We start from the raw sequence: 25,052 nt of genomic DNA on the forward strand, positions 1-25,052 counted from the left end.
GTTTCCCGAGGCGGCCTCCTTCAGAATCAGCTTCTCCAAGGTCAGATCCGAGATTGCCCTACGAAGACGTTGGTTCTCGGTCTCCAGAGATTTCAGCCGCTCGACCTGATCACCCTTCAAGCCGCCGTACTCGGACCGCCAGCGGTAGTATGTGACCTCGGTCACCTCGATTGACCGGATTGCTTCGGCAACCTTGCGACCCTGCGAGATCAAGACATCGACCTGCCGCAGCTTAGCAACGATCTCTTCAGCCGTATGCTTCTTCCGTCCCATGACGACATCCTCCACATGGCTCAAAGCCATACCTCAGGGAGGACCACTTTTCAGGGGGCAGGCCAGATGCTCGCGGCGAAAAGATGCTAGACGACGTCGATTGTATGTTGCCGAGGCCGCTTGTTGGTGCTTCGGGTGGCTAAGCACGATAGCTGCAAGCTGTAGCGGCACGAGGGCTGCTCAGCCGCCGTTGCAATATTGCGAAACACCTGCGCCCCCCTCGCCCGAGCGAGTTCTTTCCAAACAGGCCGCCATTTATCAGCGGCAGCCAAGCATGCTTGTTCTTGTCTCGGCCGAAGCCGAGGATGTCCTTATGGCGCGCAGACCCAAAAATCGATGGCCCGCTGACTGGTTCATCGGCGACTCCGTCGTCTCGTTCAGCCCGGCAGTGGCGTCGAGGATCGGAAACTGGTGGCACGCCAACATCTTCGTGCCCTTTGGCATCACGCCGCTGGAGTTCGGCCGCCGCCTCGTCGCGGATCTCGACCGGCAGGATCACGTCGAATTTCTCAGCTTCGATTACCGCTACAAGCGAGTTTCCGTGATGCTGAAAGGCATGGCCGGGAACACTCTCGTCTACCTCGCGGGACATACGTTGAGCCTCGCACCCCAGGATGAGCACGCCGAGGTCGACCTGCTATCGGTCGATGACGATCACCAGGGCCAAGGGATCGGTGCCACGCTGATATCGAATCTCGTTGAGCTCGCCCGGACGGTTGGAGCTAGAAAGGTCGTTCTGAAGGCAGGTCTGGAGGCCGGTCCGTATGTTTGGCTCAAGTTCGGCTTCTTCCCGACCGACGAGGAATGGGAGAAGATCAAGGCTCCGATCCGAAGCAAACTCGACGGTTTGGGCAAGATGGTCTCGGATGAGGCCCGGACGCGCATCGACGCTGCGCTCGCCTCGTCGAAGGGGCGAGCCATAGCTATTATCGCTGCAGAGGAGGACCTCGTGATGAGCAAGCCGATTTTCGACGCCCCGCCGCGCGATGTTCCGCTCGGTCGAGCCTTACTGGCCGACAGCGGAATAGGTTGGTATGGAGAGCTTGATTTTGGAGATTCCGCAGCCATGTCGATCTACAAGGATTGCGTGGAACGGAACCGTGCGAGGAGGCCGGAATGAGACGAGTGGAGTACCTCCGGCACCTGCGGAAGAGTGCTTCAGTGAGCCACGGGTCGGAAGAGCCCTCTCGGGATCGGATGTCGACCCCTCTGCTCTGGCGCACCCCTGTCACAGAGAGCGCGCTCGCCGCAATCATGAAGGATGTCGGGCTGACCGACGAGCAGGTCGTCAAACGCTTCGGCTACAAGCCTGAGGACGTCCCGGTTCGGGGACCTTCGTCACACGCGCCCTGATTTAGAGCGTCTAACAAAACCATCGTTCGATGAAGCGCCGGACGACGAGGGCTGCGGCAAGCATTGAGAAGGCGAGATGGATGTCGCTGCGGCGCTCGTAGCGGATGGCGAGGCGGCGGAACCGGGCGAACCAAGCCAAGGTTCGCTCGACGACCCACCTTCGGCGTCCCAGCCGCTGGCTGCTCTCGCTCCCGCGCCGGGCGATGCGGTGCTGGATACGACGGCGGGTGAGAGCCTGACGACAGCGGCGGTGATCGTAGGTCTTGTCGGCGTGCAACCCGGACGGGCGTTTGCGCGGTCGTCCCCAGCACTGGCGGATCGGCGGCACAGCATCCACCACCGCCTCGAGCATCCGGCTGTCGTGCACGTTGGCCCCCGTCAGCTTCAGCGCGAGGGGGACGCCTTTCGCGTCGGTGAGGACGTGGCGCTTCGTGCCCAACTTGCCCCGGTCGGTCGGGATCGGACCTAACGCCGGACCCCCTTTTTTGCAGCGATGGAGGCGCTGCTGAAGTCGATGCCGTTCCGGCGTCCGAGCCGACCAAGCAGCGTCTGTTGCAGGTGGTTCCACACCCCAGCCTTCTGCCAATCGCGCAAGCGCCGCCAGCAGGTCATGCCGGAGCCGCAGACCATCTCGCGCGGAAGCAACTCCCACGGCGTGCCTGAGCGGAGCACGAACAGGATGCCCGTCAGCGCCACGCGGTCAGATCTTCGCGGGCGACCGCCCTTCGGCTTGGCTGGCTCAGGCGGCAGCAGCGGTGCGATCTCAGCCTACAGGCCATCGGGAAGGAGTGGTCTCGCCGTCTCCTCTCAACGCGCCGCCACCGGTTTTGTTAGCCGCTCTTATTCCACGCTTAATCAAACCTCGGCGAGCAGGCCCTGAGCGGAAGCGGCATGAGTACGACGCCCCGTGGCCAGGGCCGGGGTTATGTCAGACAGACGAATGCCCGATTGCGGGCGGTCGAGCGGATGACCGCTGACGAGATCGCCCCCTTGTGGTCACGACGCTCTGCGGCAGGGCTGCAGACGAGCAGTGTGGCACGACGCCGTCTCGAAGCGCCTGCCGTAGCCCCCAATCGCTATCAACACTGGCAAACTTGAGTTGTGGCCCTCAACATCAGATCATCGAGCAATCTCCAGCCGAGCGAGGTCTGCCATGACGGGTGGCCCAACCTGGTACTCTTGGTTCAGTTTCCCATTCTTCGCCCCGTTGAGCGGCGCCGTGAGTCAAGACATCTCGGCGAGTCCCTACCAAGGCGTTCCCGAGATCGAGATCGCAATCATCAAGGAGGTCGGAAGCTTCGGTCAGCAACTGGGGATCATCTCGGAGGCGGTCAAAGAACTGGCCGAGAAGATGGGCGCGATGCCGCCGGATAGAGAACCCCGTGCACTGACCGTGTCGGCCGGTGAGACCTAGGAGAAGACGCCTTTGGAGAAGCTCGATGAGTTGATCCAACAGGTCGACAAGGTGAAGGCGGCGTATAAAGAGGCAATCGAGCGAGATGCCGAGCGGGCGGTCGCCAGGCTGCACCGCGTCAATCCCAAGGCATCGGCGAGGCTTGCTGACAGGCTCCGCTGAGATCGAGGTTGGGACCATGCGCAGGTTGAGCAGCGGGGAGCACTCGGCGGAATGGGGCAAGCCGGAACCTACGATATGGCGCCTAAAGAAGGCATTCTCGCCGCAGATTGGCGACGACAACGAATTGCGGACATTAGAATCTTGACGTGCTGCCCTGCCGGTCGTCAGAGTTCGACGCGCGCACCCGCAGGCACCGCTGCCTTTACAGGTCGCGGATGTTGAACGTGGTCTCGACGGCCCCGAGCCCAGCACCTTGGCCTCGGCGACTTCCGAGATTGCGCAGCCATGGTCATTCGATGGCCCGATCAAAGATGGTCGTTCGAACCAGCCGCAATATCGTATCTAGGCATCCTGCAGATGGCTGCGAACGTCGCCTCGATCGGATACCGTCCGTAGTGCTCGCCCTCGGTGCGCGGTGCGTGCCCCTGGATCGCATCGAGCACGCCGGGATCGATCCCGACGCGGCGGCCGACGGTCTTGAAACGATGGCGCCAGCCGTGATTCGGATCCACGCCGGGGTCGACGACGCCGATCGCGCGGACCCAGGCGGCGAGACGCTCGCCGACCTTCTTGTAGATCGGATGCGCGGCCTGCCCATTCCGGCCGCGGGCAGGGTCGTAGAAGAGTGGCCCGGATCCGCAGCCGAGGGCGAAGTTAACGAAGCCTTGCTCGACGAGATGCGGGTGAAGCGGCACATCGCGCCACCTGCCGGTCTTTACGCTTCCCGCCTCCGGCGTGATGCGGATCACCCATACGGCACCGTCCTGATGCACGTCGCGACCTCGCAGCTGTGTCATCTCGTTGACGCGTGCCCCGCCATACGCGCACAGCCAAGGAATCCAACGCCGTGCCGCGGCGTGCTCCCGAGAAAGTCTCACGTCGTGGGGACCGAACGAGGCCCGAAGGACTTTCATAGCTTCGCCGTCGGTGAAATCCCGGTCGCGGAGCCGCGGCTTGTTGGGCACCGTCACTACGACGCCCGCGGCGGGGTTCATGTCGAGACGGCCGTTCGCCACCGCCCAGTTCATGAGGGCCTTCGTGGCAGCGATGTGAGCGTCGCGGATGGTTCGCGGGTTGCGGCCAGCGGCGAGCAGATCGCGCTTCCAGGCGATCAAGTCTCCGCGCGTGATAAGAGCGAGGTCGTCGGTGCCGAGCGTATCCTCGAGCGCCGTGAGGACGCCAGCCCAACGCTTGATGGTGGATGGCGCGAGCTTCGCCTCGGCCGCGTAGGCCTCGAAGGTCGGACGCCAAGGAACCGATCCCGCCAACGCGGACGGAACGGCCGGAATGCTCGAAGAAGCGGGCGCGACCTGATCGGAGCCGCTTCGAAAGGAACGACAATCGGACCGATGCCGCCTGGAAGGAGCCTCCGTCCCGCTGACGGTCGCACTTTCCGGCGGCGCGAGAGCGGCCAGGGCGGCCGCCGAGCGCCTCAGAAGCCCCCAGCGCTCATCGATCTCGACGGCTGCCTGAAGATACCGCGTCCTGGCGAGAGCCGGCTCCTTCGTTCCGAGCGTCCTACGCTCCTCGCACCTTCCGAGCAGCGGCTGCAGTTCCCTCGGCACTCGGCGCCGGAACCAGTACATGCCCGTCTTCGGATGGCGCCAGGGGCGCGCGAACGGCATCGGCATGGTGTGTACCACCTTTGTGTACCACCGCGACGGCCATAAGCACCTGAGATGCTTGAACTTTCTTCCGGATCAAAGGCTTGGGGAAGGATTGGCGGAGAGGGGGGGATTCGAACCCCCGATGCCCTTGCAGGCATGCCGCATTTCGAGTGCGGTGCATTCAACCGCTCTGCCACCTCTCCGCGAGGTGCCTCGATGAGACCGGCGCTGCCTAGCACGCGCGGTGCCGCTTCACAAGCGAGGTGAAGATCGGGACAGATCACACCACCACGGTGATCGCCTGCGCGGCGCGGGTCAGGCCGGTGTAGAGCCAGCGCGCCCGGTGCTCGCGGAAGGCGTAGGATTCGTCGAACAGGGTCACCCGGTCCCACTGCGAGCCCTGCGCCTTGTGCACCGTCAGGGCGTAGCCGTAGGTGAACTCGTCGGTTTCCCGGCGCAGGAACAGCGGGATCTCCTCGTCGGAGCCGGTGATCATCGCGCGCAGCACCTTGATGTCGGTGGGCTTCCGGCGCAGCCCCGGATCGTCCTCCGGCACCACGTCCAGGCGGATCAGGTCCGGCCGCGGCGGCGCGCGCAGGGCCTGGACCGTCCAAGTCGAGCCGTTGAGCAGGCCCTTCACCCGGTCGTTGCGCAGGCAGACCAGCTTCTCGCCGATCGCCGGCATCGGATCGGTGTGGCCGGCGAGTTCCCGCAGTCGACCGTTGTAGAGCCGGCGCGTCTTGTTGAGCCCGACCAGAACCTGATCGCATTCCAGCACCTCGGCCGGGTCGAGGGCGCGGCGCGAGACCACACGGCTCTGGCCGTAGGTGCCGAGCTCCAGCCGGCCGCCCTCGCGGATTGTCATCGCCATGCGGACGATCGGATCGTCCTTGGCCTGGCGGTGGACCTCGGTGAGCATCACGTCGGGCTCAGCCTCGGTGAAGAAGCCGCCGCCGCGCACTGGCGGCAATTGCGCCGGGTCGCCGAGCACCAGGACCGGACGCTCGAACGACAGGAGGTCGTTGCCGAGGTCGGAATCCACCATCGAACACTCGTCGATGATGATCAGGTCCGCCTTGGCGGCGGGGCCGGAGCGGTTCAGCGTGAAGGTCGGGCCGCCCTCCTCCGCCTCCTTGGTGCGGTAGATCAGCGAGTGGATCGTGGCGGCGTCGTAGCAGCCCTTCTGGCGCATCACCGAGGCGGCCTTGCCGGTGAAGGCCCCGTACACCACCGTGCCGTCGACATCCTCGGCGATTCGCCGGGCGAGGGTGGTCTTGCCGGTGCCGGCATAGCCGAACAGCCGGAAGACCTGGGATCCGCCGTCCCGCCGCCACGCCGCGATCGCCTTGAGCGCAGCGTCCTGCTGGGGGGCGTAGGCCGAGGGCAGGCCCGCGCTCATGACAGCCCTGTCACGGCCAGCGCACGGTGGGCGGCATCGACGACAGGATCGATGCGACGTTGCCGCCGGTCTTCAGCCCGAAGATCGTGCCCCGGTCGTAGAGCAGGTTGAACTCGACGTAGCGCCCGCGCCGCACCTGCTGCTCGGTGCGGTCGGCCTCGGTCCAGGCCGTCCGGACGTTGTCGCGCACAATCTTCGGATAGGCCTCCAGGAAGGCCTGCCCCACGTCGCGCGTGAAGGCGAGGTCGGCCTGCGGGTCGCCGGTCCAGCGATAATCGTAAAAGATTCCGCCGATGCCGCGCGGCTCGTTGCGGTGCTTGAGATGGAAGTATTCGTCGCACCACGCCTTGTAGCGCGCATAGTCGACGCCGTGGGCTGTGCAGGCCCGCTCCAGGCAGGTGTGGAAGTGGCGGCTGTCCGGGTCGTCCTGGGTGCGGCGGCGGTCGAGAACGGGGGTGAGATCCGCCCCGCCGCCGAACCAGGCCCGGGTCGTCGCGACGAAGCGGGTGTTCATGTGCACGGTCGGCGCGTGCGGGTTCCAGGGATGGGCGATCAGCGAGATGCCGGTGGCGAAGAAGCGCGGATCCTCGGCGGCGCCCGGCATCTGGGCTCGGAATTCCGGCGCGAACTCGCCATGCACGGTCGAGATGTGGACGCCGGCCTTCTCGAACACCCGGCCCTTGAGCATCGCCATGACACCGCCGCCGCCGGGCCGGCCGGTATGATCGGTGCGGTTCCACGGCGTCTTCACGAAGGTGCCCGGCCCTTCGGGCGCATCCGGATGGAACGGCCCCTCGGCCTCCGCCTCAAGGGCCTCGAGGGCCGCCAGGATGCGGTCGCGCAGGGTCGCGAACCACGCGGCGGCCTCGGATTTCATGGCCGTGACATCGGCCTCGGAGGGAGGCGCAGCCAGGGCTGCGCGCGCGTCGTCCGGCATCGTCATGCCCGAGGCTTTCCCATCCCGCCGGGCCGCCGTCAATTCGATCCCGGCCGGACGCCTCCGCTAATCTGCGGATCGGCTCACCGGCTTGAGCAGCCCCGTGGCACTCGCCACCAACTCTCCGTCGGCGTCGCGGATCTCGGCCTCGCAGAAGATCACCGAGCGCCCCGGCCGGGTCACCCGGCCCTCCGCCAGCAGGAGGCCGCGGCCGGGGTTCAGGAAGCGCGTCTGCATGTCGAGGGTCACCACGGGGCGCCCGACTCTGAGGCGCGCCGCCGTGCCGAGGGCGACATCGAGCAGGGTGCAGAGAACGCCTCCGTGGGCAATGCCGAGATTGTTGGCATGATCCGGGCGCAGGGCGAGCCGCAGCCGCGTTCGCCCGTCGTGCACGTCCAGCGCCTCGATCCCGCAGGCCCGCACGAAGGGAATGTGCGCGCCGAAGACGGTGCCCGGCTCCCAATCCTGATCCACGCCCGCCTGATCCACGCCCGCCGTCCAGGTTTCGCCCTGCCAAGCCCCTTATGGCGCAGGCCTCGTCCAGCCCCAAGGCGCGTCTCGCCGGTCCGCGACCCGGGGCGGTCAGGCCCGGGCCTTCCGGACGCGCCGAACCCTGGCGTGGACCGCACCATGCCGCCCCCCCCTGGGCGCTACGGCGAGATCTTCGAAATGGCACGGCGTACACAACCATAGCGCCACAGGATGCGCCGCGAGACTTCACGGATCTCGTCAGACGGAGAACCGATCTTTGCCAGCGAAGCGGCCGGCTTGGCCCCGCTCGGAGGCAAGCCGGCACGGCGGCGGCGGACTGGAACTCGTGAAACCGGCCATCCCGCCAATGGGGTTTCTCGGGTAACGATTTCAGCTCGACCGGGCGGTTGAATAATATGCGTGTTAACGGCCACCGCGCTGTGTAGGGAAATCCTCGACGACGACTTGATTTTGCTGCAGAGACGTTAGAACTGTCTCACCACCACATAGAGGGAATCATCGATGGACGACAACGCCCCTGAACAGCAGCAGACCTTTATCGAGCAGGCCTCGGACATCGTCTCGGCGTATGTCTCGAACAATTCGGTGCCGATCAGCGAGCTGCCCGGCCTGCTTGCCGGCGTCCACGCCGCGCTGGCCAAGCTGTCCGCCCCCGCGGCGGCCGTCACCGAGGCGGCCGACAAGCCGACGCCGGCCCAGATCCGCAAGTCGGTGACCCCCGACGCACTGATCTCCTTCATCGACGGCAAGCCCTACAAGACGCTCAAGCGCCATCTCTCGCGCAACGGCTTGACGATCGAGCAGTATCGCGAGCGCTTCGGCCTGCCGCGGGACTATCCGTCGACGGCGGCGAGCTATTCCGCGCAGCGTTCCGAGCTCGCCCGCAGCCTGGGCCTCGGCCAACAGCGCCGCAAGTCCGCGGCCGTCGAGGAGCCGACCGAGGAGGTCGCCGAGAAGCCGAAGCGCGCGAGCCGCCCGCGCAAGGCCAAGGAAACCGCCTGAGCGCGCACATCCGGGCCCCCGCCGGGCTGCAGACGGTTCGGCGCGTGGGCCCGGGTGTTGAAGTTTTGTTGGGCCGGAATATTGGGTTTCCAAGAGCCTTCAGCGTCTTGGCGGGCTCCCAGGGCGAAGCCCTGACGTGTCGGCCTCTGAAACCCTCACCGGGGTTCTGCCCTGGCCCTGCGAATACCCGTGACGTGAGCCATCCGCGCGACGCGGAACACCTCGCGGTGCGGCTCCGTCAGGCGAAGTCGGCGAGATCGTCGGCAACGTCGCCGGCGGCGATCTCCGCTTCCGCCTTGCGATGCTCCGAGCCTGCAGGCCCATTATCGGCACCACGCACCGGCTGCTTCAGCTGCTGGGTTTCCGGCGGATCCCCATCGGGCCGCCCGTCCGGGGATCGATCTTGCACCTGATCTGCCATGCTGCGCATCCCCGGCGATTCTGCGGGGCAATGCGGGTCCGACCCCGTACGTTCCGCCACAGCCCCCTGATACGTCCCGCCGTTTGAAACATCGCACGGCTCCGCCCCGGGAGAGAAACCGGGATATCGGCGTTGCCTGACCGGATCCCGGCGGGCAGTCCGTCGGGACCAGGGATGGACCCCGCGATGACGGACACGCACACCCGGCCGGAGGCGAGCCGGCGCGACCTGCTGGCGGCCTCACTCCTCGGCACGCTCCCGTTGCTCCTGGCGAATGCGGCGGAAGGCAGCCCGCTCAACCCGGAGCAGACCATCATCCGCGCGCCCGAGGCGCTGCCTTGGGTGCCGTCGAAGGGCTACCCGGAGCGCAGCGTCGACCGGTGCAATCTCACCGGCGACATCAACGGCTCCGGCCTGTACTACACCCTGATCCGCTGGTGGCCGGGTTATATGAGCGCGCCGCACACCTATACGTCCGACCGGTTCTGCATGGTCCTGTCGGGCACGTGGTGGTGCAACAGCGGGGCGGATTTCGACCCCGCCGCCTGCGTGCCCGTGAAGGCCGGCAGCTTCGTCCGCCGGGTCGCCGGGACCCCGCACTACGACGGCGTCGTCCGCGACGGGACGGAACCGGCGGTCATCGCCATCTGCGGCATGGCGCCGGTGAACTACCGGCTGGTCGACCCGGCGCAGCCGGGCTGGCGCCGGGTCTGAGGGGCGACCGTTCGAGGACGCCCGTGCCATCGGTCGGGAGTGCGGATTGGGCAATCGGTACGGGCTGGAGATCCGGGCGGCCGCGGGCGCCGATGCCGCCGGCCTCGCAACGCTTCTCGGCGAGGCCGGCGAGCCGCTCACCGCCGCGGATCTCGCGTCCCGGCTCGAAGGCCTGCAGCGGGATGGCGGCACTGTTCTCGTCGCCGTGGAATGGGGTCCGCCGAGCGGCTTCATCGCCCTCAGTCCCGTCCGCACCCTCGACGCGCCGCGGCCCTTCGGCCTGATCACGACGCTCGTGGTCGCGGCCGAGTCCCGGCGCCGGGGCATCGGGCGGGTGCTGCTTAAGGCGGCCGGGCGGGCGGCGCGCCAAGCCGGGTGCGACCGGCTGGTCCTGCGCGTCGGCCCGGAGCAGACCACCCTGCGCGCCTTCTGTGCCGCGGCGGGCTTCGCCGGCACGATGGAGCTCCACGAGCGCCCGCTGCTCAAGCGCGGATCCGGCGAACCGTGAGACCCGCGACATCCTGGCCGCAGCCGACGACGTTTCCAGGCGTTGACCAGATCAAGCTGGAGCCCAACCCATGACCCTGCGTTCCGAGACCCCGCCGCCGCCCGCCAACCTGCCCGTCGATCCGCCGCCGGATTCGGAGGCGCCAACCTCCGCGCAGCTCAAGGGCGACATCGACAGCGGCCGCACGGCCGACAAGACTCCACACATGGATGTCGGGGCGGCGCCGCTCGGGACCTGTGAGGAGGCGGGTGGAGCGCCACCGACTTCGCAGGAGGTCCGGCTGGCCCGGCAGAACGAGCGTGCGCCGTCGGAGAAGACGAAGAGCGGCTACGTGCACCAGCGACAGCCCTGGGTCGTGCCCGCCTTTGTCGGCTTCATCGTCTTCGCGGCCCTGGCGCTCGGCGGTGGACTCTGGCTGACCCATTGAGGCCGGCGGACGGCAGCGTCGGAGCGCGGTGATGCAGGACGGCACGCTTCCGCGGGGGGCGTCTTAAAGGTCGATTCACGTCGATGCGGTTAGCGTGAGCTTACTGCAGTCCTGCGTAAACCGATCGTCCATGCCCCCATCCGTCGATGCTCCGCCGGACCTGTCCGGGCTCCTCGAACTCTCGCGCATCGAGAACCTCGATCTGAAGCCCGTGATCCTGCGGGTGCAGACCGATCTATTCGTTCGGGCGCCGGGCCGCGACCGGTCCACCACCGAGATCTTCGAATCCCTGGCCTGCGGCCTGATCCCCACGGTGGACGAGGAGACGGCCCGGGTGGTCGCCCGGAAGCTCGCCCCCTGCCCCGAGACGCCGCCGGCGGTGCTGGAAGCGCTGGCATTGCGCGGTGGCGGCGCCCGCGACGCCGTGGTCGAACTAACGCCAACGCTGAGCCGCAGCCTGATCGACGCGGCGCTGGCCGACGGATCCGATATCGCCGACCGCATCGCCGCCCGGGCCGGGCTCAGCCGCGAAGCGGCGGACGAACTCTCCCGCGAGGGCCGCCCCGAGATCGACCGGGCGCTGGCCGCCAATCTCGGCATCACCCTGCGCGGCGCGGCGCTCGCCCGGCTCGTCTCCCGCGGCCGCTGCGATGCCGAACTCGCCCGGCTGCTGCTGGTGCGCCCGGATGTTTCCGCCGCCGACCTCGTACCCCTCTACCTCCACGCCGACCCGATGCGCCGCGCGGTGATCGGCCGGAGCGTCGAAGCGACCGCGGCCCTGCGCCCTTGCCCGCCCCCGCTTCGGGACCTCGGCGAGTCCCTGACCCGGCTCTCGGCCGCGCACGACGTGGCGGCCTTCGTCGCGGCGCTGGCGGACGGGCTCGGCCTGCCCCGCGATTTCCTTGCCATGGTGGCCGATCCGGGGGCCCGCTACGACCTCCTCACCCTTGGCCTGCGCGCGGCCGGGCTGCACGAGGAAGAGGCGGTCTACATCTTCCTCACCCTCAACCAGGGCGTCGCCCGTTCGGCCGAGCGCGTGGCCGATCTCGTCCGCCTGTTCCGCACCGTGAGCCGGCCGGCGGCGCGGGATCTCGTGGCGGCGATCCTCGACCGGCCGCTCGCCGAACGCGGGCGCGGCGAGGCGCACCAACCGCTTCACGGTCCGGAGGCCAAGCTGCGCCAGGGCGCCGCCGCGCCGCGCACGAACCTGCCGGCCCGCACCCGCCCGGCCTCCAAGGCGGAAGCGGGCTGACGGATCGCCGTCAGCGGGCGTCGACGCCCCGCCAGGCGGGCTGACGGTCGGCCGCCTCCAGGGTGTCGGTGGAGGGGGTATCGGTCGAAGCCGCCGGCTCACCGGCCCGGCGGCTCAGTTCCGCCAGCAGGCCGCGGGCGAGGACAGCCCGGGTGGCGCGTTCGCGGGTTTCGGGCGGAATGGCCTCCAGGGCCGCCGGCAACACCGCTGAGGCGCTCGGCAGCGACCCCGTGAGCTTGCGGGCCTCCGCGGCCGGATCCGCGCCGCCACGCATCAGGGCGAGATACGAGAGCACGCCGATCACCAGCGCGGCGCGCAGCAAGACGGTCATGGGTATCGTCTCCGCTCGGTATGGGCGGCATCGTCCCGCGGCCGGGACCGCCGTCCGGGACGATGCACGATGCCAAGACTTCGACGGGTTTCGTGAACCGGGCCTCAACCGCGCGGGGCTTTCGCGCGCGATGGTGAACGAAGCTTATCCGAATGCCTTTGGTTACCTTGCGGAAAGCATCCTGATCGTTCTGACCAGTCGCGCAACACTCGTTTAAGCCGCCTCTGCGACCGTCCGGAAGTCGTTCGAAAGTCGAACCGGAGGCGCGAGGGATGCGGAAACGCATACATCGCGGCGTGTGCCAGCCTTGCCTATTAAAAAAGTCCTGACTTCCTTGATCGACGACCGTCTCGCGGGGCTGGTTCACGCCTCCGCGGCCGATGATGCCGCCGCCCGGTGCCGCCACCAGCGGTTCCTCGTGTCGCGCCTCGCCACGGGCGCCGTGATGATGGTCGGGCTGCCGCCCTACCTGCTCTGGCGCGGCGTGCCGTCCGGCATCGAGGTTCTGGCGATCGCGAGCCTGCTCCTGCCGGTCTTCGCCGCCGTGCTGCTCGTCCGGACCGGATCCCTCTGGCTCGCCCACGCGGTGTCGGCCGCGGGGCTGACCGGGATCGTGGTGGCGCTGGCGAGCGTCACGGGGGGCGTCGTGTCCCCGGCCGCGGTCTGGCTGGTGGCGATCCCCGTGGAGGCGCTCATCTCGGGATCGCTGCGTGCCACGCTGGCGGCCTCCGCCATGGCGGTGCTGGGCGTGCTGGCGGTGGCCGGTCTCAGCGCCCTCGAGGTCACCCTGCCGGTCATGGATATCTCCGCCGGCCTCGCCCTGCCGGCCTTCGCGCTCACGGCGATCGGCCACGTCGCCGCCCAGGCCCTGGAGCACAAGCGCAACGAGGGCGCGTGGCGCGCGCAGCTGCGTGACAACGAGGCCCGGGACCGGCTGCTGCTCTCGGCGATCGACGACCTCGTGACCTGGCACGACCGCAATGGCCGCGTCGTGGACGCCTCCGTGTCGGCGACCCGGCTGCTCGGCAGCGACCCGGCGCGCCTGCACGGCCACGGCCTTCTGGAGCGGGTCCACGTGGCCGACCGGCCGGCTTTCCTCAAGGCGGTGAGCGACGTCGCCGCGACCGGGCGTCCCGCCACCCTGCCGCTGCGCCTTCACGTCGAGGCCGGGCGGGCCGATGGCGCGCGCCTGATCCACGCCGAGATGCGCGCCCACCGGATCGCGCACGGCTCTCACGACGTCACCGCGGTGGTGGCGGTGACCCGCGACATGACCGAGCATCACCGCCACGCCGAGGAACTGGAGCGCGCCCGCGCCGAGGCCGAGCGGGCCGATGCCATCAAGGGCCGGTTCCTGGCCAACGTCACCCACGAGTTGCGCACGCCGCTGAACGCGATCATCGGCTTCTCCGAGGTGCTGGCCGGTGAAGGCGCTCCCAACCTCGGCGCGGATCAAGCACGGGATTATGCCGGGATCATCGGCGCCTCCGGGCACCACCTGCTCGGCGTCGTCAACACGCTCCTCGACATGAGCCGGATCCAGAGCGGCAATTTCGACTACGCGCCGGAGGCCTTCGATATTGCGGGCCTGCTCCACTCCTGCTGCGACCTGATGCGCCTCAAGGCCGAGGCCGCAGGTGTCGTCCTGGCGGCCGCGGCCTCGGGCCCGGTCGAGATCACCGCCGATCCTGCGGCCTGTCGCCAGATCCTGATCAACCTCATCTCGAACGCCGTGAAGTTCACCCCGCAGGGCGGCCGGGTCGACCTGTCCCTGCGTCGCGGCGTCGAGGGCCTCGACATCGTCGTCACCGACACAGGCTGCGGGGTCGGCGCGGAGGATCTGTCGAAACTCGGCACGCCGTTCTTCCAGGCCGGGGCCGGCGATTACAAGCGCCAGCACGAGGGGACCGGGCTCGGCCTCTCGGTGGTGCAGGGTTTGGTCGGCCTGCACGGCGGCGCGATGCGGATCGAGAGCGCGCCGCAGGCCGGCACGGTCGTGACCGTGACGCTGCCCCGTCTGTGCCGGTCGCCGGAGGCGGCCTGCAGCCCCGCTCCGATCCACACCGCCGTGCGGGGCGCCGCCGTACCACGCCGGGTCGTGCGCCTGCCGCTCGGCCTGTTCGATGCGGAGCCGAACGCAGAACCGGGCGCGATGCTGCGTCGCACGGGCTGAGCCGCAGATCCCCGGCAAGATCCCCCGCAAGATCCCCGGAAGGAGACAGGATGTCAGGCTACCGCGAGATCACAGTACCGGGCGAAGCCGGCCGGCCGCGCCGCCCGGCCGTGCGGCGCGGCACGGTTCAAGGGGATTGGCGCTCCGTCCTCGTCGGAGCGCTGACGGCCACGGGCACCACCTGCCGCAACAGCCCCGGCACCGTCCTCGGCAGCCTCGTGGGCCTGGCTGCAGCCGGCTTCATCTGCGTCAACGCCCTCGGCTACCAAGCCGGACGCCATCCGGCCCCGATCCTGCCGAAGCTCGCCCAGAAGACGCCGCCCGCACGCGAGCCCGCCCCGGCTGCCCAGGAGGCGGCCCGGGAGCCGGTACGCCAGATCGTGCGGGATCCCGTCCGGTCCGAACCCGAGAAGGCCCCCGCCAAGCCGGCGGCCCGGGACACGATCGGCGAACTGATCCGCGCCGACGAGACCACCGCCTCGGTCACCCCGAAGGCGGCCCCGGTTCGGGTCGCCGCTAAACCGGCCGCCAAGGAGACCGCCAAGGATTCGGCCAAGGGGCCTGCCAAGAAAGCCGAGGCGGAGTCCGACCGGGTCCTGCGGGCCCAGAAGGCGCTGTCCAAACTCGGCTATCCGGTCAAGCCCGACGGCGCGATGGGCCCTGGGACCCGCGCGGCGATCGAGAAGTTCGAGCGCAGCGCCAAGCTGCCGGTGACCGGCGAGGCCACGGGCCGGACCCTGCGCGAGCTGATGGCCCGGGCGAGCCACGGTTAGGCTTCATCCCGGACCGCTGGCCGGGCGCCGGGTTGCCACGGCCCTGCCCTTCGCGCATCCCGATCGGATCTCCGGGAGGCACCTCCGCATGCGCCTGCGTTCCGATTTCTGGGTCTCGGCCCATCTGCGTCGCCTCGACGTCGCGGGCATCCCGGCGGTGCTGCGTCGACGCGGGGCCGCGGAGGCGGGCGCAATCTTCGTGAAAGTCGATCGCCTCGACGGCGGCGCCGATCTCTACGGACCGGCCCCGCAGGCCCTGTTCGAGTCCGAGGACAGCGGCGACCGCCGCTTCGTCGCCCTGGCCACCGGCGGTAGCCCGCTCGACGTGGAGGAGCGCCTGACGAAGGAGATCCGGTTCGATTCCGATCTCTGGATCATCGAGATCGATGACCGCAAGGGCCGGCACTTCCTAGACTTGGCGGAGTGATCGAAGAGCCGCCGAGTACGCCCGTGAACAGGGCAGTCCCGGGCGGGTCGATTCAAGTTGGGCAGGCTCGCCAGCGGCGTCCAGCAGCGGACGGCGGGGCAGTGGACGATGACCCTATCGGCTCGTGCGACCTGCTTGCGTGTGCGACCGGGCTGATCAAGCTGACCAGCCTCCATCCGGTCTTCAGGCTCGCTCAGACCGCCTGTCTCCAGACTCGAAGAGACTTGACGTTGGCGCCGGTGTCGAGCCGCGGCTCTCGCGGCTGCGCGGTCCGCCCCTGCATTGTCCACTCCTGACACCCGCGCCCTCGCACTGGATCCTTCAGGACCCACCGCCGCCGAGAGCGGATTCAATTATTACAAGAATAAATCCAATCCGCGCATCGGCGCGCCCGGACCGCCCTGCCGTCACTTGTCGGTTTTTCCGTATAAGGATAGATCATATGCGCAACCGACTGTGACGAATTGAACAAATCGATCGCATGTCAATTGCAAAGCGAGATCATTATGACAAGCAGATTACAATCTGAGACTTATAAAACGACCATCATCGATGGTCTTACACATTCTATACGCACGCTAACGATCAGCGTCATCGTATCTATAAGCGCGGTTGCTTCGATATACAGCTTGCGATCTGCCATTTTGGCCTGGAACACATATACGGACTTTCTGACGGTCGAGCTTTACGCAGATATCGAGGATGCGCTTCTGACGGTACAGAAGGGCCTGCTTTCGGAGCGAGCGGATAGTCCCAACGTGCTTGTCTTGGAGGGAAAGGCCTTCGAAAGTGCGCGGCACTCTGTCGGTCAGAACCGCCAGACCGTCGACGCAGGGTTTAATCGAGCTGAGAAACTATTGAACGACATCAAAGATCAGGAAAAACAGCATCTGGCCAATGATTTCTTGAAGCGTTATGGCGAGCTAAAGAGAACTCGCCAAGAGCTGGACAGAAATTATTCGTTATCCCGCGAGCAACGCGATCTTGCGGTTGGCCAAGCCATCCTGGCGGCCGGAACGAACCTGATGTCATCGCTCGACGCTTTGTCGAGCGCCTTGGATCACGCGATCAGTGATTCCGACCCGCTTGTATCGCGCCTGACTCAGATCAAGCAGTTGGCCTGGCAGACCCGCAGCATCGGCGGCTCCGTGTGGGAGATCGTTCACGGAACCTATACCGGCGGCAAATGGCTCGACCAGGCGCAGAAGGACAGGATCATCTTCATCCAGGGCCAGACGACATCGTACTGGGATCTCACGCACCAAATCGCGGCCTCGGACGGATTGCCTGAGAAGGTCAAGAAGGCCGTCGCGTTTGCGACGAATGCCTATTTCGGAAAGGAATTCGCCGACCTCCAAACCCGCATCATCACGGACATCAAATCGAACCGAATGCCGACCATGGAATTTTCCTCCTGGTTGCAGATGCTGATTCCCGCGATCAATTCCATTACCGACGTCTCCACGATATCGATGAACGCCGTGGTGGACGTCGCGAAGGATCACAGCGACAGGGCGAAAGCGACCTTCGTCTGGAGCGCCGGCGCGTTGTTGGCCGTCATCGTCCTGATCGCTTGTGGCATCGCACTCCTGCAACGGCGGCTGTTCAAACCGATTCGTGTGATCACCGAGACGCTATCCAAACTTTCCAATGAAGATTTGAACGTCGAGATCGCCTATCGCGAGCGCCGTGATGAGGTCGGGAGGATGTCCGCGGCGATCCAGATCTTCAAGGATCAGTTGGTCCGCAACACCATGCTGGAGCGCGAAGCGCAGGATCTGCGCTCGGCCGCCGAAGCGGAGCGCAAGAATACCATGATCCGGTTGGCGGATACGTTCGAGCGGGCCGTCGGGGGGATCGTTGGCACGGTCTCGTCCTCGGCGGCCGAACTGCAAGTCACGGCTCAGACCATGACGGCCGCGGCTACCGAGACGGCCACGCAGTCTGCAACCGTGGCGGCCGCCGCCGAGCAGGCCGCCACCAACGTGAACACCGTCGCCGCCGCCGCCGAGGAACTCGGCGCCTCGGTCCGGGAGATCGGGCGGCAGGTGACAGGTTCGGCCAGCCTTGCCCAGGCCGCGGTGGGCGAAGCCGATCAGACCGCGATGCTCGTCCAGGCTCTCAGCCAGAACGCCGCCCGGATCGGCGCCATGGTCGGCATGATCTCGGGCATCGCAGGCCAGACCAACTTGCTAGCGCTGAACGCGACCATCGAGTCGGCCCGTGCCGGGGCGGCAGGGCGCGGCTTCGCGGTGGTGGCTTCCGAGGTGAAGAGCTTGGCCGAGCAGACCGCAAAAGCGACCGAGGAGATCGTCCGGCAGATCGGCGAGGTCCAGGGGGTGACTGCGCAGGCGGTGACGGCAATCGGCGGCATCACCGGCCGGATCCGGGAGATCGACACCGTGGCGACCTCGATCGCGGCGGCCGTGGATCAGCAGAGTGCGGCGATGCAGGAGATCGTGCGCAACGTGACCCAGGCCTCGGCGGGGACCAACGAGGTGACCGGCAACATCGCCGGCGTGGTGCAGGTCTCGGAGAAGACCGGGTCCGCGGCCTCCCAGGTGCTCTCGGCGGCCTCCGAGTTGTCGCGGCAATCCGAGCATCTCGGCGTCGAGGTCGCCCGCTTCCTCGCCACGGTCCGCGCCGCCTGATTTTGAAGGCCACGCTGCGCGGCGATCGCGATGTCATCGTCGGCGCCTGCACCCCATGCCTGCAGACGCGGAGGGCAGAACGCCCCCGAGCAGGACAGACAGGGGCGCTGCGCCCGACGACGCGAGCATCAGCCCTCGATGATGCGCTCGTCGAGCTTCCGGTCCACGGTCGCGACCGTGTGGTCGATCTCGGTGTTCGGCTCCCCGAGCTGGTGCGAGATCAGCTTCACCAGCAGGTCGACGCGCTCGATGTAGGGCGCACCGTTCGCCACCGCGCGCGCCGCCGAGGAGGGCTTGAGCAGGCTCTCGGCCGCCTTGGCGTATTTCTCGAACGGCACCTGATCGGCCGGATCGGCGCCGAGCTTCCGGGCAATGCTGTCGACGTGGTCGTAAATCGCCCGGGAGCGGGCGAGATCGCCGTGCACCGCGTCGTGGATCGATCGGGGCTCGCCCGGGGTGATGCAGCGGTAATTGCCGGTGAGCAGCATCGACCACTTGGCCAACGGCACGAACAGCGAATCGAACACCTTGAGCTTCACCGGCACGTCGTGCCCGTCGAGGCGGACGGCGTCGATATCGGCCTCCAGTTGCCGAAGCAGCGTGTTGTGCGCCTCATCCGCAAAGGTCGCGGCCTTGAAGTTCGTAGGCAGGCCGACATGGAGGACGTTCGCCTCCTCCTCCGGCGGCCGGAAGGCCTGCGGATCGGGGGAGCAGAGCGACACGAGGCCCGGCTCGAACCGGTCCCAGACGCCGGCATTGGTGTAGGCGTCCTCGAGATCCATGGCGGCCAGCGCCGGGATCCGCTTGAGATAGGGCAGCGGCGGCATGTTCATGATCGACAGGCAGGGCAGCTTCGCCGCCGCGATCTTGATCATCAGCACGCGGATCGTGTGGTTGTTGTACTGCGGCTCCTGCATGGCGAGGCCGACGAGGTCGTAGCGCGAGACGTCGACATCCTCCGGGGGCATCGCGTCGACCTTGCCGGGCAGATCGCGCGAGAAGATCGCCCGATGCTCCTTCTCGTCGCGGAGCTTGATGCGGACCTCGGTGCCCTCGCGGTTGATCAGGTCGGCGGTCTTCCTGCGGCAAACCAGGGTCACGTTGTGACCGGCCATCAGGAGCTTGGTGCCCAGGAGAGAGCCGTAGGAGGCCCCCAGGATCAGGATATTCTTGGCCACGTTTATCCTCCCCAGCATTGAGACTTGCTGTGTGTTGTCTGGCTGCTGGGAACAGCGCGTCGCCGCCATGACCCCAATCGCACACGCGATGGATGGCAGCCGGGCGAGAGGAAGGCAAGCCTTCTGGTATACCTAATCCCAAAGCGCGTGTGATGCCCCCTGGGTGACAGGCGGAGCGAATCCTATCCCCACAGCTCCGGCGCAGGAGGATACATCAGGCTCCCCTCGTAGCGCAGTGGCGTATCGCGGTCGCGGGCAAGCAGCAGCGGGCCGTCGAGATCGACGAAGTCGGCGTCATTCGCCAGCAGAGCGGCCGGCGCCATGCCGAGCGAGGTGCCGAGCATGCAGCCGACCATGATCGAGAGCCCCCGCGCTTTCGCCTCGCGGGCGAGCATCACCGCCTCGGTCAGGCCCCCGGTCTTGTCGAGCTTGATGTTGATCGCGTCGTAGCGACCGGCCAGCGCGTCGAGGCCGGCGCGGTCGTGCAGGCTCTCGTCGGCGCAGACCGGGACCGGATGCGGGATCTCAGCGAGCAGCGCGTCGGCGTCGGCCGGTAGCGGCTGCTCGATCAGCGCGACGCCGGCCTTCAGGCAGGCCTCCAGATTGGCCTCGATGGTCTCCGGCCGCCATGCCTCGTTGGCATCGACGATCAGTCGCGCCTCGGGCGCCCCCGCCCGGACGGCGGCGATGCGCTCGGGATCCCCTGCCCCGCCGAGCTTCACCTTCAGGAGCGGACGATGCGCCGCCTTGCGGGCGGCCTCCTCCATGCTCTCCGGGGTGCCGAGGCTCAGCGTGTAGGCGGTGATGGCCGGGCGCGGCTCGGCGAGGCCGGCGATGGCCCAGGCCGGGCGACCCTGGAGCTTGGCTTCGAGGTCGTACAGCGCGCAATCGAGGGCATTGCGCGCGGCGCCGGCCTTCATGCGGGTCATCAGCTCGTCGCGCCCGATCCCGGCCGCGATCGCCTCCGCCTGCCCCTCGATCAGGGCGCTGACGCTCTCGACGCTCTCGCCGTAGCGCGGATAGGGCACGCATTCGCCGCGCCCAACGCCGTTCGCGTCCGTGATGGTGGCCACCACCACGGCGATCTCCGTGCGGCTGCCGCGGGAGATCGTGAAGGCCCCCGCGATCGGGAAGCGCTCGACGGCGAGGGTCAGGCGGCGGGCCATGTCAGGCTCCCGGAAAGTCGGCGACGATCCGGTCCACCAGCCCGTCGACACCGAACCGCACCGGGTCGGTGGCGGGCAGGCCGTGCTCGGACGCGACCTTCTCCAGGAACGCCCGGGCCTCGGCCTCGGCGAGCGCCTGCGTGTTCACCGCGATCCCGACGGGCTTGATGGCGGGATTGGTCAGGCTGCCGAGCTGGACGGTGAGGTCGATGACCTGCTGGATCGTCGGCAGCGGATGCTTCACGCCGCGCATCGTGGTGCGGGTCGGCTCGTGGCAGACCACGAAGGCATCGGCCTGGGCGCCATGCAGCAGGCCGAGGCTCACCCCCGCGAAGGACGGATGGTAGAGCGAGCCCTGGCCCTCGATCAGGTCCCAGTGATTCGGGTCCGCGTCGGGCGAGATCGTCTCGACGGCGCCGGAGATGAAGTCGGCCACTACCGCATCGATCGCGACGCCCTTGCCGGAGATGAACACGCCGGTCTGGCCGGTGGCGCAGAAATCGGCATCGAGGCCGCGCGCGCGCATGGCCTGCTCCAAAGCCAGCACGGTGTACTTCTTGCCGACCGAGCAATCGGTGCCGACGGTGAGCAGGCGCCGCCCCGTCCGCTTGGTGCCCTTGCCGGTGGGGAAGCGCTCATCGGTGTGGCGCACGTCGTGGAGCTGGCGGCCGCGCCGGGCGGCGGCCTCCGCGATGGCCGGCACCGCGCCGAGCTTCACGTGCAGGCCGCTCGCCACGTCGAGGCCGGCCTCGATCGCCGCCACGATCTCCTTCACCCAGTGATCGGGCAGCACGCCGCCGGCGTTCACGACGCCGATCACGAGGGTCCGGCAGCCCTTCGCCAGGGCCTCGGGCAGGGTCATGTCGGGGATTCCGAGATCGGCGGCGCAGCCCGGCAGGCGCATCTGACCGACGCACCAGTCTGGGCGCCAGTCCTTGATCCCGTAGGCGGTCTTGGCCGCCAGCGTGTCGGGCACGTCGCCCAGGAACATCAGGTAGGGCGTGGCGATCTGCATCGGTCGAGCAACCTTCTCCGGAGGCCGGCGGACCGTCTATGCGGGATCGCGACCATCCGGCGCAATGCATGAGGCCGGCCAGGACGGTGGACGTCGTCCCAAGTCCGGGTTTCGACAGGGCGAGCCCTTGGAAACCCGGTGCCCCCGGTCAAAGATGCCCCCGCTCAGGCAGCGCGTCGTCGCGCGACCTGGGCCTCGTTCGCCACCGCTTCGACCGGCGACAGCACGCCGGTCGCCCGGACGAGACCCTCTGCGCCCGCGAGCGCCCCAGCGCGCAGCTCCAGCCCAAGGAAGCGCGCGCGCTCGAACGGACCCGGCAGGGTCAGGCCCTCCGCGAGCGCCCGGTCGAAGCCGAAACGGGCGTAATAGGGCGCGTCGCCGACCAGCAGCACGGCGCCGTGGCCGAGCGACTCGGCCCGACCCAGGGCGGCCTGCATCATCACCGAGCCGAGCCCCTGGCCCTGGATCGCCGGATCGACTGCCAGCGGCCCGAGCAACAGAGCCGGGCGCGCATCGCCGGTCTCGACGTGCCACAGCCGCAGCGTTCCGACGAGGCGGCCGCGCCGGGTCGCCGCGAAGGCGAGGCCGCGGGCGGGCAGACGCCCCTCGCGCAGGCGCTCCGAGGTCTTGGCACGACGATGGCCGGGAAAGCACGTGTCGAGGAGGCGCTCGCGCGCCGGGATGTCGTGCAAATGCTCCGCGCGGATCTCGATCATGACAGGGCCCTCCCCGGGGCCGACATGCGGGAGAAGCGAAGGATCGTCCCGGCGGGCGATTAGGGCTGGCCGACGCTTCCGCAGAAACGACAGCGGCCCTTAACGCCGCATGACCGCAGGATGGTTCCGGACAAACAAAGTCCGTGCGTCCCCATCATGCCGCCAGCGGCCCCCGGAAGCGATCTCGGACGGGAGCCGCCCGGAGCATCCCGGGCGGCGCGCGCGATCAGATCACGATCTGCTGAAGGGGCGGGAAGCCGTTGAACGCCACCGCCGCGTAGGTGGTGGTGTAGGCGCCCGCACCTTCGATCAGCACCTTGTCGCCGATCGAGAGCGAGACCGGCAGCGGGTAGAGCTGCCGCTCGTAGAGCACGTCGACCGAATCGCAGGTCGGGCCGGCGATGACGCAGGGCTCGGTCGCCTCCCCGTCCCGCGCGGTGCGGATCGGGTAGCGGATCGCCTCGTCCATGGTCTCGGCGAGACCGCCGAACTTGCCGATGTCGAGGTAGACCCATCGGACCTCGTCGGCATCCGCGGACTTGCGCGACACGAGAACAACTTCCGCCTCGATCAGGCCGGCATTGCCCACCATACCGCGGCCCGGCTCGATGATCGTCTCGGGGATCCGGTTGCCGAAATGCTTGGTCAGCCCGCGGAAGATCGCCTCGCCGTAGCTCTCCACGCCCGGCACCGCCTTCAGGTACTGGGTCGGGAAGCCGCCGCCGAGATTGACCATCGACAGGCCGATGCCGCGCTCCGCGCACTCGTGGAAGACCGCCGCCGCGGAGCCGAGGGCCCCGTCCCAGGCCTCGGTATTGCCCTGCTGCGAGCCGACATGGAACGAGATGCCATAGGCCTCGAGCCCCTGGCGATGGGCGTGCTCCAGCACGTCCGCGGCCATCTCGGGCACGCAGCCGAACTTGCGCGAGAGCGGCCAGTCGGCGCCCGCGCCGTCGCACAGGATGCGGCAGAACACCCGGATCTCACCGGTCGGCACGCCGTGCGCCTCGGCGGCTCGGGCGATCTTCTCCACCTCGACCTGGCAATCGACTGCGAACAGGCGGATGCCGAGGGCGAGGGCGCGGCCGATGCAGCGCTCCTTCTTGATGGTGTTGCCGAAGGAGATCCGGTCAGCGGTGGCGCCGGCGGCCAGCACCATCTCCATCTCGGCGACCGAGGCCGTGTCGAAGCAGGAGCCCATCTCGGCGAGCAGGCGCAGCACCTCGGGGGCCGGGTTCGCCTTCACGGCGTAGAACACCCGGGTGTCCGGCAGGGAGCGCGCGAAGGCGGTGTAGTTGTCGCGCACGACGTCGAGATCGAGGACCATCACGGGGCCCTCGTCCTGACCGAGGTCGCGGCGCACGCGCAGGTAGTCACGGATGCGGTCGGTCATGATCGTCTCCCGGCACGGGTTCGCGAGCGCCCAGCGTGGGGCGCGTTGTCGAGCGAGTGTGACGGCCTGACAGGCCGTCGGCGTCAGGGGGCGATGCGTCGCGCAGACCCACGCGTGTTGGAGACGCGCACATCCGTGCGGGCGCAGAGCACCCGGAAGCTGCCGTGGATTGGAAGGGAGAGACCCCACCGCACGCCGGGCAAAGAGAAACAAGCCTCTTCGGTGCCGGCCTGTGGAGGGCCGACGAGACCAAAAAAGCCCGTTCGTCGTTGCTTTAAGCTGCGTCCCCCGTGGAGAGCGGGGTTCGCCGGTTTCGCCTCCGGCTGCCGGTTGTTGTCGGGGTCCGGTGTTGCCACCTGGATGCCGGCCGTAGGGATCCACCCTTGCGACCATCGATCCTTTAAGACCCCTGGCGGCTGTCCGGCAGTTGACCGGATGCCCACCAACCGACACGCGGCCACAGGCACGTGCGAAATTGGGCAAGGCGCATATATGGGGAACGCACCCTGCGGGCAAGGGCGATACAACCTGGAGGACTGGGTTTTTCGCCCGTCATCCACAGCCCGGGCCGGCCGTTGCAAAAACAGCGCATGCCGGGCGCCCCGGCGGGCTTCCCAAGATCGGCAGAAGCGGGCATCTGACGGCAGGGCGGCGTATTCGGGCGGGTGGTTGATCGATGGGCGGGCCGGACAGTTCCATCGCGACGGCGCGGGCGTGAGCGCCCCTCTGCGCAATCCCGTGGGCGCCGGGCTCCCCGAGCCGGCGATCCGCACCGCCACCCTCGCCGATCTCGACGCCCTCGTTGCCCTGGAGCACGCCGCCTTCGCCACCGACCGGGCCGAGCGCCGGGCGATCCGCCACGCGATCCAGTCACCCACCATGGATGTGCTGGCTGCGCTGATCGAATTGCCGGATGGGGATCCGACCCCGGTGCTGGTCGGCGCGGCGGTGCTGGAGCGGCGGCGCAGCAGCCGGATCGCCCGGCTGTCCTCGATCGCGGTGGCACCGAACCGCGGCGGCCTCGGGCTCGGCGGCAAGCTCCTCGACGCCGCCGAGGCGCGCGCCCGCGCCAACGGCTGCGACCGCCTGCGGCTCGAGGTGCGGGCCGATAACGGCGCCGGCATTCGACTCTATGAGCGCCGGGGCTACACCCGCTTCGCGGTGCGCCCGGATTATTATGAGGACGGGATGGAGGCGTGGCGTTACGAGCGCCTGCTGTAGCCGTAGTCTGCCTGCCCCGATCCTGCCGGGTTAGAGGTGTTTTACAA

27 protein-coding genes and 1 tRNA gene are annotated in these 25,052 nt (G+C 68.1%); 14 read left to right on the top strand and 14 right to left on the bottom strand.

Features of this window, described 5'->3' with window-relative positions:
* On the bottom strand, window positions 1–273 hold a 273-nt coding region (locus BLQ49_RS17880), incomplete at its 3' end, for a transposase (RefSeq protein WP_143012283.1).
* Between the two features lie 274 nt (window positions 274–547).
* Between BLQ49_RS17880 and BLQ49_RS17885 the strand changes: the two genes are divergently transcribed.
* Complete coding sequence (locus tag BLQ49_RS17885; protein ID WP_167627731.1) at window positions 548–1,393, top strand: GNAT family N-acetyltransferase; 846 nt, start codon at window positions 548–550, stop codon at window positions 1,391–1,393.
* A 77-nt stretch (window positions 1,394–1,470) separates the two neighbouring features.
* Entirely contained in the window at window positions 1,471–1,626 is a 156-nt protein-coding gene (locus BLQ49_RS29765) for a hypothetical protein (RefSeq protein ID WP_167627732.1), read from the top strand.
* 10 nt (window positions 1,627–1,636) lie between these two features.
* Here the strand turns inward: BLQ49_RS29765 and BLQ49_RS17890 are convergent.
* A protein-coding gene (locus BLQ49_RS17890) for an IS5 family transposase (protein ID WP_425284015.1) occupies window positions 1,637–2,388 on the bottom strand; the annotation gives its coding sequence in 2 pieces (ribosomal slippage) (window positions 1,637–2,118 and window positions 2,118–2,388; 753 coding nt in all).
* Between the two features lie 457 nt (window positions 2,389–2,845).
* Here BLQ49_RS17890 and BLQ49_RS30790 point away from each other — a divergent pair.
* The gene (locus BLQ49_RS30790) at window positions 2,846–3,040 is read left to right on the top strand and encodes a hypothetical protein (RefSeq protein ID WP_342028195.1); all 195 of its coding nucleotides are present in this window, start codon (window positions 2,846–2,848) and stop codon (window positions 3,038–3,040) included.
* Window positions 3,041–3,052: 12 nt separating this feature from the next.
* Window positions 3,053–3,202, top strand: a complete 150-nt coding sequence (locus tag BLQ49_RS30795) for a hypothetical protein (RefSeq protein ID WP_342028196.1) — start codon at window positions 3,053–3,055, stop codon at window positions 3,200–3,202.
* Window positions 3,203–3,507: 305 nt separating this feature from the next.
* On the opposite strand, the gene BLQ49_RS17900 is transcribed toward BLQ49_RS30795, so the two are convergent.
* From BLQ49_RS17900 to BLQ49_RS17920, 5 genes are all read right to left on the bottom strand, one after another.
* Window positions 3,508–4,833, bottom strand: coding sequence for a DUF6538 domain-containing protein (locus BLQ49_RS17900; protein ID WP_143012284.1), 1,326 nt, complete (start codon window positions 4,831–4,833; stop codon window positions 3,508–3,510).
* An 89-nt stretch (window positions 4,834–4,922) separates the two neighbouring features.
* A tRNA-Ser gene (locus BLQ49_RS17905) sits at window positions 4,923–5,012 on the bottom strand.
* A gap of 77 nt (window positions 5,013–5,089) precedes the next feature.
* A complete protein-coding gene (locus BLQ49_RS17910; RefSeq protein WP_091718089.1) occupies window positions 5,090–6,208 on the bottom strand; it encodes an ATP-dependent DNA helicase in 1,119 nt (372 codons plus the stop codon).
* A gap of 10 nt (window positions 6,209–6,218) precedes the next feature.
* Entirely contained in the window at window positions 6,219–7,151 is a 933-nt protein-coding gene (hemF, locus tag BLQ49_RS17915; RefSeq protein ID WP_091718091.1) for an oxygen-dependent coproporphyrinogen oxidase, read from the bottom strand.
* A 60-nt stretch (window positions 7,152–7,211) separates the two neighbouring features.
* Window positions 7,212–7,619, bottom strand: coding sequence for a PaaI family thioesterase (locus BLQ49_RS17920; RefSeq protein ID WP_091718459.1), 408 nt, complete (start codon window positions 7,617–7,619; stop codon window positions 7,212–7,214).
* 519 nt (window positions 7,620–8,138) lie between these two features.
* On the opposite strand from BLQ49_RS17920, the gene BLQ49_RS17925 reads away from it, so the two are divergent.
* Complete coding sequence (locus BLQ49_RS17925; protein ID WP_091718093.1) at window positions 8,139–8,639, top strand: Ros/MucR family transcriptional regulator; 501 nt, start codon at window positions 8,139–8,141, stop codon at window positions 8,637–8,639.
* A gap of 238 nt (window positions 8,640–8,877) precedes the next feature.
* Here the strand turns inward: BLQ49_RS17925 and BLQ49_RS17930 are convergent, their stop codons facing one another.
* A complete protein-coding gene (locus BLQ49_RS17930; protein ID WP_244507657.1) occupies window positions 8,878–9,069 on the bottom strand; it encodes a hypothetical protein in 192 nt (63 codons plus the stop codon).
* 177 nt (window positions 9,070–9,246) lie between these two features.
* On the opposite strand from BLQ49_RS17930, the gene BLQ49_RS17935 reads away from it, so the two are divergent.
* The 4 genes from BLQ49_RS17935 to BLQ49_RS17950 all read left to right on the top strand — a co-directional run bounded on the left by BLQ49_RS17935 (window position 9,247) and on the right by BLQ49_RS17950 (window position 11,961).
* Window positions 9,247–9,774 carry a cupin domain-containing protein gene (locus BLQ49_RS17935; protein WP_091718461.1) on the top strand — a complete coding sequence of 176 codons (528 nt, stop codon included), beginning with the start codon at window positions 9,247–9,249 and terminating at the stop codon, window positions 9,772–9,774.
* Between the two features lie 46 nt (window positions 9,775–9,820).
* Window positions 9,821–10,282, top strand: coding sequence for a GNAT family N-acetyltransferase (locus BLQ49_RS17940; protein ID WP_091718097.1), 462 nt, complete (start codon window positions 9,821–9,823; stop codon window positions 10,280–10,282).
* Between the two features lie 70 nt (window positions 10,283–10,352).
* Window positions 10,353–10,709 (top strand): hypothetical protein, encoded by a 357-nt coding sequence (locus tag BLQ49_RS17945; protein ID WP_091718099.1) that lies wholly within the window; start codon window positions 10,353–10,355, stop codon window positions 10,707–10,709.
* Between the two features lie 130 nt (window positions 10,710–10,839).
* The gene (locus BLQ49_RS17950; RefSeq protein ID WP_091718101.1) at window positions 10,840–11,961 is read left to right on the top strand and encodes a DUF2336 domain-containing protein; all 1,122 of its coding nucleotides are present in this window, start codon (window positions 10,840–10,842) and stop codon (window positions 11,959–11,961) included.
* 10 nt (window positions 11,962–11,971) lie between these two features.
* Here the strand turns inward: BLQ49_RS17950 and BLQ49_RS17955 are convergent, their stop codons facing one another.
* Window positions 11,972–12,292, bottom strand: coding sequence for a hypothetical protein (locus BLQ49_RS17955; protein ID WP_091718103.1), 321 nt, complete (start codon window positions 12,290–12,292; stop codon window positions 11,972–11,974).
* Between the two features lie 298 nt (window positions 12,293–12,590).
* Here BLQ49_RS17955 and BLQ49_RS17960 point away from each other — a divergent pair, with 298 nt between their 5' ends.
* The 4 genes from BLQ49_RS17960 to BLQ49_RS30380 all read left to right on the top strand — a co-directional run bounded on the left by BLQ49_RS17960 (window position 12,591) and on the right by BLQ49_RS30380 (window position 18,316).
* A complete protein-coding gene (locus BLQ49_RS17960) occupies window positions 12,591–14,465 on the top strand; it encodes a PAS domain-containing sensor histidine kinase (protein ID WP_091718105.1) in 1,875 nt (624 codons plus the stop codon).
* Window positions 14,466–14,515: 50 nt separating this feature from the next.
* Window positions 14,516–15,238: a peptidoglycan-binding domain-containing protein gene (locus tag BLQ49_RS17965; protein ID WP_091718107.1), complete on the top strand. Its 723-nt coding sequence runs from the start codon at window positions 14,516–14,518 to the stop codon at window positions 15,236–15,238.
* Between the two features lie 88 nt (window positions 15,239–15,326).
* The gene (locus BLQ49_RS17970; protein ID WP_091718109.1) at window positions 15,327–15,665 is read left to right on the top strand and encodes a DUF1491 family protein; all 339 of its coding nucleotides are present in this window, start codon (window positions 15,327–15,329) and stop codon (window positions 15,663–15,665) included.
* A gap of 644 nt (window positions 15,666–16,309) precedes the next feature.
* The gene (locus tag BLQ49_RS30380) at window positions 16,310–18,316 is read left to right on the top strand and encodes a methyl-accepting chemotaxis protein (protein ID WP_244507658.1); all 2,007 of its coding nucleotides are present in this window, start codon (window positions 16,310–16,312) and stop codon (window positions 18,314–18,316) included.
* Between the two features lie 128 nt (window positions 18,317–18,444).
* Here the strand turns inward: BLQ49_RS30380 and BLQ49_RS17980 are convergent, their stop codons facing one another.
* The 5 genes from BLQ49_RS17980 to BLQ49_RS18000 all read right to left on the bottom strand — a co-directional run bounded on the left by BLQ49_RS17980 (window position 18,445) and on the right by BLQ49_RS18000 (window position 23,784).
* Window positions 18,445–19,494: a ketopantoate reductase family protein gene (locus BLQ49_RS17980; RefSeq protein WP_091718113.1), complete on the bottom strand. Its 1,050-nt coding sequence runs from the start codon at window positions 19,492–19,494 to the stop codon at window positions 18,445–18,447.
* A gap of 182 nt (window positions 19,495–19,676) precedes the next feature.
* Window positions 19,677–20,660, bottom strand: a complete 984-nt coding sequence (gene dgcA / locus BLQ49_RS17985; protein WP_091718115.1) for an N-acetyl-D-Glu racemase DgcA — start codon at window positions 20,658–20,660, stop codon at window positions 19,677–19,679.
* A 1-nt stretch (window position 20,661) separates the two neighbouring features.
* Window positions 20,662–21,675: an N-acetyltransferase DgcN gene (gene dgcN, locus BLQ49_RS17990; protein WP_091718117.1), complete on the bottom strand. Its 1,014-nt coding sequence runs from the start codon at window positions 21,673–21,675 to the stop codon at window positions 20,662–20,664.
* 164 nt (window positions 21,676–21,839) lie between these two features.
* Window positions 21,840–22,391 (bottom strand): GNAT family N-acetyltransferase, encoded by a 552-nt coding sequence (locus tag BLQ49_RS17995; protein WP_091718119.1) that lies wholly within the window; start codon window positions 22,389–22,391, stop codon window positions 21,840–21,842.
* Window positions 22,392–22,617: 226 nt separating this feature from the next.
* Window positions 22,618–23,784, bottom strand: a complete 1,167-nt coding sequence (locus BLQ49_RS18000; RefSeq protein WP_091718121.1) for a type III PLP-dependent enzyme — start codon at window positions 23,782–23,784, stop codon at window positions 22,618–22,620.
* Between the two features lie 714 nt (window positions 23,785–24,498).
* Here BLQ49_RS18000 and BLQ49_RS18005 point away from each other — a divergent pair.
* Window positions 24,499–25,005 (top strand): GNAT family N-acetyltransferase, encoded by a 507-nt coding sequence (locus BLQ49_RS18005; protein ID WP_091718463.1) that lies wholly within the window; start codon window positions 24,499–24,501, stop codon window positions 25,003–25,005.
* Window positions 25,006–25,052 lie beyond the last annotated feature (47 nt).

This window comes from Methylobacterium phyllostachyos, assembly GCF_900103445.1.
Taxonomy (GTDB): domain Bacteria; phylum Pseudomonadota; class Alphaproteobacteria; order Rhizobiales; family Beijerinckiaceae; genus Methylobacterium; species Methylobacterium phyllostachyos.

Bases quoted from the DNA above. Each gene is read 5' to 3' on its own strand.
- BLQ49_RS17885 (WP_167627731.1), top strand. From the start codon at position 548: ATGCTTGTTCTTGTCTCGGCCGAAGCCGAGGATGTCCTTATGGCGCGC.
- BLQ49_RS29765 (WP_167627732.1), top strand. From the start codon at position 1,471: ATGTCGACCCCTCTGCTCTGGCGCACCCCTGTCACAGAGAGCGCGCTC.
- BLQ49_RS17900 (WP_143012284.1), bottom strand. From the start codon at position 4,833: ATGCCGATGCCGTTCGCGCGCCCCTGGCGCCATCCGAAGACGGGCATG.
- BLQ49_RS17910 (WP_091718089.1), bottom strand. From the start codon at position 6,208: ATGAGCGCGGGCCTGCCCTCGGCCTACGCCCCCCAGCAGGACGCTGCG.
- hemF (WP_091718091.1), bottom strand. From the start codon at position 7,151: ATGACGATGCCGGACGACGCGCGCGCAGCCCTGGCTGCGCCTCCCTCC.
- BLQ49_RS17925 (WP_091718093.1), top strand. From the start codon at position 8,139: ATGGACGACAACGCCCCTGAACAGCAGCAGACCTTTATCGAGCAGGCC.
- BLQ49_RS17930 (WP_244507657.1), bottom strand. From the start codon at position 9,069: ATGCGCAGCATGGCAGATCAGGTGCAAGATCGATCCCCGGACGGGCGG.
- BLQ49_RS17935 (WP_091718461.1), top strand. From the start codon at position 9,247: ATGACGGACACGCACACCCGGCCGGAGGCGAGCCGGCGCGACCTGCTG.
- BLQ49_RS17945 (WP_091718099.1), top strand. From the start codon at position 10,353: ATGACCCTGCGTTCCGAGACCCCGCCGCCGCCCGCCAACCTGCCCGTC.
- BLQ49_RS17950 (WP_091718101.1), top strand. From the start codon at position 10,840: ATGCCCCCATCCGTCGATGCTCCGCCGGACCTGTCCGGGCTCCTCGAA.
- BLQ49_RS17955 (WP_091718103.1), bottom strand. From the start codon at position 12,292: ATGACCGTCTTGCTGCGCGCCGCGCTGGTGATCGGCGTGCTCTCGTAT.
- BLQ49_RS17965 (WP_091718107.1), top strand. From the start codon at position 14,516: ATGTCAGGCTACCGCGAGATCACAGTACCGGGCGAAGCCGGCCGGCCG.
- BLQ49_RS17970 (WP_091718109.1), top strand. From the start codon at position 15,327: ATGCGCCTGCGTTCCGATTTCTGGGTCTCGGCCCATCTGCGTCGCCTC.
- dgcA (WP_091718115.1), bottom strand. From the start codon at position 20,660: ATGGCCCGCCGCCTGACCCTCGCCGTCGAGCGCTTCCCGATCGCGGGG.
- dgcN (WP_091718117.1), bottom strand. From the start codon at position 21,675: ATGCAGATCGCCACGCCCTACCTGATGTTCCTGGGCGACGTGCCCGAC.
- BLQ49_RS17995 (WP_091718119.1), bottom strand. From the start codon at position 22,391: ATGATCGAGATCCGCGCGGAGCATTTGCACGACATCCCGGCGCGCGAG.
- BLQ49_RS18000 (WP_091718121.1), bottom strand. From the start codon at position 23,784: ATGACCGACCGCATCCGTGACTACCTGCGCGTGCGCCGCGACCTCGGT.